Here is a 7,592-nt window from a genome sequence, read left to right as displayed (position 1 = left end):
CCTTTATTCGTTGTTTATTCCAGCGAGAAGATCCTTTCGTTCTTCTAGAAAGAACACGCTGTGCTTTGGCTAACTTCTCCTCTAATGATCGAAAAAACTTCGGATTTTTATAGGTTGTTCCATCTGACAAAATGGCAAAATCTTTTAGTCCTACATCAATTCCAATGTAAGAATGTGTTTTCGGAAGTTCTTGCACTTCTGTTTCTACTAACAATGACACAAAGTATCTGCCAGAAGGGTTCCGTCTAACCGTAGCATTAAAAATACGTCCATTTACTTCACGACTTTTGGCAAATCGAACAAGACCTAGTTTCGGCAATTTAATTTTGTTTCCTACAACGGCAATGTTTTCATTTGTTTGTTTTGTGGTGTAAGATTGTACGCTATTCTTCTTAGATTTGAAACGCGGGGCACTGTTTTGTTTTTTGAAAAAACGTGTATAAGCATCCGCAAGGTTGCGAACAGACGACTGAATAGCAATACTATCTACTTCTTTTAACCAAACAAACTCTTTCTTCATGGCAGGAAGTTTGGCAGAGCATGTACCATATGTCAAACCTTTTCCTGTTTCTTTGTATGCGTTATCCCATAGAGATAGGAAATGATTGAATACAAAGCGAGAGCAACCAATCGTTTTATTGATTAGCGTTGCTTGTGCTTTATTTGGATATATACGAAATTTATATGCTTTATTGATAATCATTGGTTTCACCTCCAGTTCGACATATGTCTATTATACAACAAACATACATTCGATAGGTAGTGAAGTGATAATGACAAATTATCCAGTAACACTTTACATATGTCAAACAATTAAGATGGCTTTATGCCATCCCTTGTCCGAAGCCAATTCATCTCCCACCTACTCACTGGGCTGCGACCCTTCACGTTCCTTGAGGAAGGAGTCTTCTTGGCTAAAATGATAAAAAACCTCCAATCTAATATTTATATAATATAAAAAGAATCCTGGGATTCCAGAACTCTTTTTGATAAATCATTAAGATATAGTATTTAATTATTGAAAAGGAACGTCGTATATAAACCATGTTCCATTTTTTTTATACATATAGAATTGAATGTTGGTACCCATCCATGGGGGCATATTAATAGCTGCGGAATCCTTGTAATCTTCGTTTATTACTACAGATGATCTTGCAAATCTAAAAGAGGATAGAATTGTTTTATGAAATTCAGGCGCTTCTTTTAAAAATTGTTTCTTTTCCTCTGTCATTTTTTTATCATTTTTATAGAAAAGATAAGTTATTTCATAATCTTTTTCTTGTATTGAATGTAAATATAATCTTACTATTGTTTTAGGTTTTTGTTCTTTTAGTGTATAAATATCTTGGGATTTTTGTAATTTATCATATAACTTTTGTTCTGTATGATTTAAATCTGCTAAATAAGGTGAAAGAGGAAATACAAACCAAAGAATAATGATTACTAAAATTAATAAACCTATTTTTTTCTTATTCATTAAAAGTCCCTCACCCCACTCATTGGAAATATAAGGATATTTTAATATATATAATGCGGTTTTGCTAGGCTTTTTATTACAAATAGATTTTCTTTGTTTGCCTTTTTGTATTTACAGTTTTGAATAAGATTAATTATTTTTCTGAAAGTAAATTTCTATTCAAAAGTTTATTTTCGAAAAAAGTAAAAAAAGAGTCCTAAATTAATAGGACTCTTTTTTGTTTTAGGATAATTTTGAATTTTTAACTTGATGTTGATGTGACAGAACCTTAGGTATGTAGAAATTTTAAAAAAAGTTCCTTAATAATGCAAAAGGGACTTTGCTCATACAAATGATCTGCACATCAATTTATTTTTGATATACAGATCATTTGTATGATAATTTTATAGATAATTGCTAAATAATGAATTTACATAAATGTTTTTAGAAGTTCTTGAACGAATGGGATTGCTCCACCTATAAATTTTAAAACTGTCATTGCGATTTCCATATTATTTCCTCCTCTTGTTCGTATTAAAGTATGATAGTTTTATAGATAATTGCTAAATAATGAATTTACATAAATGTTTTTAGAAGTTCTTGAACGAATGGGATTGCTCCACCTATAAACTTTAAAACTGTCATTGCGATTTCCATATTATTTCCTCCTCTTGTTCGTATTAAGCTATGATAATTTTATAGATAATTGCTAAATAATGAATTTACATAAATGCTTTTAAAAGTTCTTGAACGAATGGGATTGCTCCACCTATAAATTTTAAAACTGTCATTGCGATTTCCATATTATTTCCTCCTCTTTTTTCGTATTAAGATGTGGTGAATCTTTATATTTTTATTATAGTAAGCGCTTACATTTATATCAATGTATTTTTATATGCAATATTGCATATGGAAGGCAACGAAATATCACGTTTTGGCATTAAGACATGTATTGGAAATTAATTATTCCCTATAACAAAAAAGAACTTGTAGAAGGACTACAAATTCTTTTTTTAGATAGTGCTAATGTTAATGGTTAAAAAATTTGAACAGATAGTAAGACCAAATCAATTTATCATCATAATTTTGATTTGAAGTTTTCGATTCTTGAATTTTTTATAACTATATTGGGAATGTTGATAATGGTATTTTATAGTGATGTAAAAAAAGCGATCATTAATGAATTTAAAATAAAAAGAAGACCGAACTAGATTGTTTTTTCAGGTTTGATCTTCTTTTTATTTTATTTTTTGCTTGGATTGTAGGTGAAAAAGAAAGGGGCAGAATCTGAATCCAGATTCTGCCCTATTCCTTAGTTGGTCATTACAGTTAAGATGGTTTACTCTCGACAAACATTGTTTTTTGAAATAAAAAACATATAGTTTTTACTTTTTTAGAATACCAAATGATAGTGAGTGTATACAAGACTTTATGCAAGATTGCATGAATTTAGGACTAATTCGTTAGCTATCAAAAGTAACGACTAACCGAGAAGCCCCCACTTCAAGTAAGCTCGTAAGAGCTACTAAGTGGCGGGTAGTTCACTTCACTGCAATAAGTTACGATTATTTTAATACCTTTCTAAATTTACGACCAAAAGAAAGAACCATACCTGCAAGAACCATCAATACACCCATTGCTGCACTGTTATTTGTACTTGCACCCGTTTTTGGAAGCTCTTTATATGTATCTTCTTTTTTATCAGTAGTACTATTGTTTGAGATATTACTGTTACCAGTATCAGAGACATTGCTGTTGTTAGTACCAGTACTGCCATTATCAGAACCGTTATTGTTGCCTAAACCATTATTTCCGTTATCAGAACCGTTACCATTGTCCTTATCTTTCACAACTACTTTTTGTATTGTAGTTACCTCATTACCTGCGGAATCTTTGACACTATATATTACTTCATAAGTACCGGCTTTAGATGTATCAACAGTTCCTTCATGCGTTACTTTAGAAGTAAGGTCACCGCCTTCTTTATCAGTAGCTGATACTCCTGCCATTGGGGCGAATTGATTACCCTCAATAATTGTTGTTTCAGCAGGTACTTTTAGTACTGGTTTTTCATCTTTAACTTCTTCTCCAGCTTTAACCGTTACTGTTTGTTTCGCAGTTACTTCATGGCCTTTAGTGTCTGTAACAGTGTAAGTTAATATGTAAGTACCGGCTTTAGATGTATCTACTTTACCATCAACTGTTACTTTAGAAGTAAGGTCGCCGTCTTCTTTATCAGTAGCTGATACTCCTGCCATTGGGGCGAATGAATCTCCTACATTAATTGTTGCTCCAACAGGCACTGTTAATTTAGGTTCCATATCTGGAGTTTCTCCATTTCCCTCTACAATTACAGTCTGTGTAGCCGTTGCATTAACCCCTTGGGAATCGACAACCGAGTACTCCACAATGTAGTTACCTGGTTTAGAAGTATCTACATTGCCTTTATGTTTTACTCTATTTGTTAAATCACCATCTTCTTTATCAACAGCTTTTACACCTCTCATCGGGTCGAACGTATCACCTACATGTAGTGTAGCTGTAAACGGTACAGTTAACTCCGGCGCTTGGTTTTCCGCAGGCTTTTCTTTTTCTTTCACTGTTACCTTGATTTTTGCTGCATCAAAAGCTTCTTGGACTGCTTGAGCTTCAGCTGAGTTCGCGCCATATTCATTTGTTGCAACTCGAAGACATGCTGATCTCAATTCAGAGAAATCAGAAGTCATGTTTAATTCATCAGTGTTTGCATAATAGAAAATATCAAACATTTTATCCTCGCCAATACCTTTTACAGTTACACCGTTATGAGTGCCACCTTTTGCAATTAAATACGCAACTTTATTAATAATACTTGAGTTGAAATGAACGCCTCCATCATCCTCTCCATTTAAATTATTATATTTACTATAATCATCTGGATATGGTACTCCATTTGAATAATTGATTGAAGATGGATTTTTCATATCACGTAAAACTGATCCAGTTTGTTCTCCTATTGTCCAGTTAAAATTCCCATTGTTTATATATTTCTCAATAGCCGTCCCCATAATATCCGATAACGCCTCGTTAATCGCACCAGATTCTCCGGAATATTCAAGATTGGATTCGCTAGATGTAACCGCATGTGTAAATTCATGCCCCGCTACGTCAAATGCCTTTACCATAGGATCTCCATATACAAGCATACTACTATTATTAATATTAGCACTTAATGCATTTTTCCAATTTTTTGGATCATTCGTATCTTCAGAATCCCAAGCGTGTACAACTGAAACTACTTTTTGTCCCTTATTATCAAAACTATTACGCTTGTATTTATCTTTATAAAAATCAAATACTTTTGTTGCTAAGTAATGAGCACTTACCGCTTTTGAATCATTAAATGTTGTTGAAGTGCTAGTTGCTAGTGTGCCAGGATAATAGCTTTCCTCTTTAGTAATATCTCTGTAATTCACATCATATGTTTCAATTCCCTGCCCTCTTGAATAATCAGCAAGTGAATATTTTTCATTACTTTGTTTAGAAATACCAAATGTACGAGATATACCGAAAGCATCTTTTCCTGTTCCAGTTAATGATGTAAGATTGCTTTTACTACTTTCCTTTAAGGCACCAACAAGCTTCTCACTTGCTTTTAAATCTGATTCTTGTACCATATTTTTTAACATTTCACCATTATGTGCATTCACTAAATAAGTTCCAGATACATATTTTGGTGTTGCTGCAGTAAATGTAACCTGGTAGGCATTACTGGCTTGTCCATTATTTTCATCAACAAAAATAACTTCCTTTACTTCTGGCTCAGAAATAAACTTGATATCATTCCCATACCTCGTATAAATATATTGTTTCGCTTTTTCTTGTGATAGATTAATAGGCTTCTTTAAATCTTCTTGTTTTAAATTTTGCGCACTATCCCCTGAAACACTTTTAATAACACCCTTTTTATCTACGTGTGCAGTCAATTGATACCCATATACTTCTTTTCCTTCATATGTTTGTTGCATACGCACAAGTGTAGTCCCATCATACGAACCACGTTTTTGAAGAACCTTATAATCTACTCCTATTTCTCCATTCACTTGTTTTGGAGACAAAGCTTGCTCTGTCTGTTCCTTAAGGGCATCTTTTACTACATTTTCTGGTGCCTTTTGTGATGGTTGTGTAAGTTCACCTGTACGGAACGAATCCTCCTGAATTTGAACTTGTAATTGATCTGTTTCCTCTGCATGACCTACTCCATATGGTGTTACAGCTGTTAAAGCTAATCCTGTTGTTAATGCAACTGTAGCTGTTCTTTTTTTATTTTTCATCATATTTACCTCGTATCATTTTCTAAAAATTAAGCTTATAAAAAGGTAACATCACATGCCTATCAACCTAGCAGAACAAATTGACCCAAAACGATAAAAATGAACTTCGGTGCTATAAAAACACAAATTTTTTGTTTAGGGGGTACTTTAAAATCTTAGCTTGATAGCGATGTGGCGGGACCCTTATTAGGAAAGGGATGGTGCGCTTATATATTTTAAAAAGAAAAGACACCCTAAGGTGCCTTCCTCCGACTTGATAACCACTTTAATTTTAATAACATTGGACTCCCATCCAAATATTATTTTACCACGTTAAGTAATGTTAGTCATTGAGAATGTCAAATACGTAGTGCTCATATATGGTGACCCCTAAGAGCATGCAAGATTTTATACAGTTTTTTGGCTAATTCAGTAACAAACGAGAACCCTAAAACCGCGCCAGGATAGGAATGTATAAAAAAATGAATAGAGTCATAGAAAAAGAAAAAGGCGGATTTCTTGTGAGAGTATGAATCCGTCTTTTTCTTGCTACCGATAATAGGACGTTATGTTAACTCTCTATGAATATCATATACAATCAAAATTATACAACATATCACTTTCTCTAAATGGTACAATTAGGAAAAAAGGGAGGGAAGTATGAAAAATAAAATACCTCTAATAACATTCATTTTAGCTGCTTTATTTGTAGCTGGAGGTTTTGCATTCTTCTACTGGATCAAAACATTCCCATTCAACTAAAGAGACCTAACTACCGATAACACTGATTATATGAACGAAAAGCCCCTTGAGAAAATCTGAAGGGGCTTTTCTAGGTTTCTAGATAGATATGATACGCTATGTTTACTAAACATGTATGGGATATTCATGTTTTATTCTTTTTTATTATTGTCCTGATACCTAATACAACACATATAATCCCTATTATTTTCATTAGAGTATTGCCTATATCTCCAAAACTATTAACTGTTAAACCAATTAACAAACTTCCCAATAGAATAAGAAATATACCAAATAACATTTTCAATAAGATTAACACCTAACTTCTTTATAAAATTTTTTAAAGTTTTACCCTTTCTTTTAACAATTGGATAAATTTACATTTTATCCTTTTCTTTTTATGTAGAGTACTCAAGATCAAGATGTATTCGCTATAACTACCTATAACGATAATTATGTAAATAAGCTGTCCATATGGGCAGCTTATTGTATTTTTTGCTTAGCGTGGGGTTTTTCCAAAATGCTAGCGGTACCCCTCAATGAACAATATAACTTAACATCGTAAAATAATATTTGGATGGGAGTCCAATAAATATTATTAAAATTAAGATGGTTCAAGTCGGAGGAAGGCACCTTAGGGTGTCTTTTCTTTATGGGGTAACGCCACACATCCATCAACTTAAGGATTCAGACTATTCTTGAAGTTGAAAGTACGTTACTATTCTCTTATGTTAATGAGAAAGGGTGACGTGCTTTTTATGAATATGCATCAAAAACAAGAGTTGTCTTTATTTGCCGAAGAGTTATATCGCTATATGTCTCCCGCTACACTTAATCAATTAGCTATAGAAGCAGGCGGAATGAAACGAAAACGTAAGTGCCATGGGCACCATTTTTTATCTTTGTGTGTATGGTTAAATCAACAAATTGCTACTACCTCTCTTACTCAACTTTGTAGTCAATTAGAAACCTCAACAGGAATTTTATTAAGTCCTGAGGGACTTAATCGGCGATTTAACTCGGCTTCTGTAGCCTTCTTTCGAACTGTATTCACTACACTTCTACAAGCTAAAATTGGAGGACTATCTAAGATTTCTCATACT

3 protein-coding genes and 1 pseudogene are annotated in these 7,592 nt (G+C 33.0%); 1 reads left to right on the top strand and 3 read right to left on the bottom strand.

Features of this window, described 5'->3' with window-relative positions; all coding sequences use genetic code 11:
- The 3 genes from VK90_RS17345 to VK90_RS17330 form a co-directional block, all read right to left on the bottom strand.
- Positions 1-703: RNA-guided endonuclease TnpB family protein (locus tag VK90_RS17345; protein ID WP_048374230.1), on the bottom strand; the 703-nt coding region annotated here is incomplete at its 3' end.
- A 312-nt stretch (positions 704-1,015) separates the two neighbouring features.
- Positions 1,016-1,477 (bottom strand): hypothetical protein, encoded by a 462-nt coding sequence (locus tag VK90_RS17340; protein ID WP_048374229.1) that lies wholly within the window; start codon positions 1,475-1,477, stop codon positions 1,016-1,018.
- Positions 1,478-3,021: 1,544 nt separating this feature from the next.
- On the bottom strand, positions 3,022-5,769 hold the full coding sequence (locus VK90_RS17330) for a M4 family metallopeptidase (RefSeq protein WP_048374228.1): 2,748 nt from the start codon (positions 5,767-5,769) through the stop codon (positions 3,022-3,024).
- A gap of 1,478 nt (positions 5,770-7,247) precedes the next feature.
- Between VK90_RS17330 and VK90_RS17325 the strand changes: the two are divergent.
- Positions 7,248-7,592, top strand: a pseudogene (locus tag VK90_RS17325) (IS4 family transposase); the annotation flags it as partial.

The sequence above is a fragment of the Bacillus sp. LK2 genome, assembly GCF_001043575.1.
Lineage (GTDB): Bacteria > Bacillota > Bacilli > Bacillales > Bacillaceae_G > Bacillus_A > Bacillus_A paramycoides.
Note: the sequence above shows the minus strand (reverse complement) of the source record. Positions and strands in the feature narration are given on the sequence as shown.

Bases quoted from the DNA above. Each gene is read 5' to 3' on its own strand.
- VK90_RS17340 (WP_048374229.1), bottom strand. From the start codon at position 1,477: ATGAATAAGAAAAAAATAGGTTTATTAATTTTAGTAATCATTATTCTT.
- VK90_RS17330 (WP_048374228.1), bottom strand. From the start codon at position 5,769: ATGAAAAATAAAAAAAGAACAGCTACAGTTGCATTAACAACAGGATTA.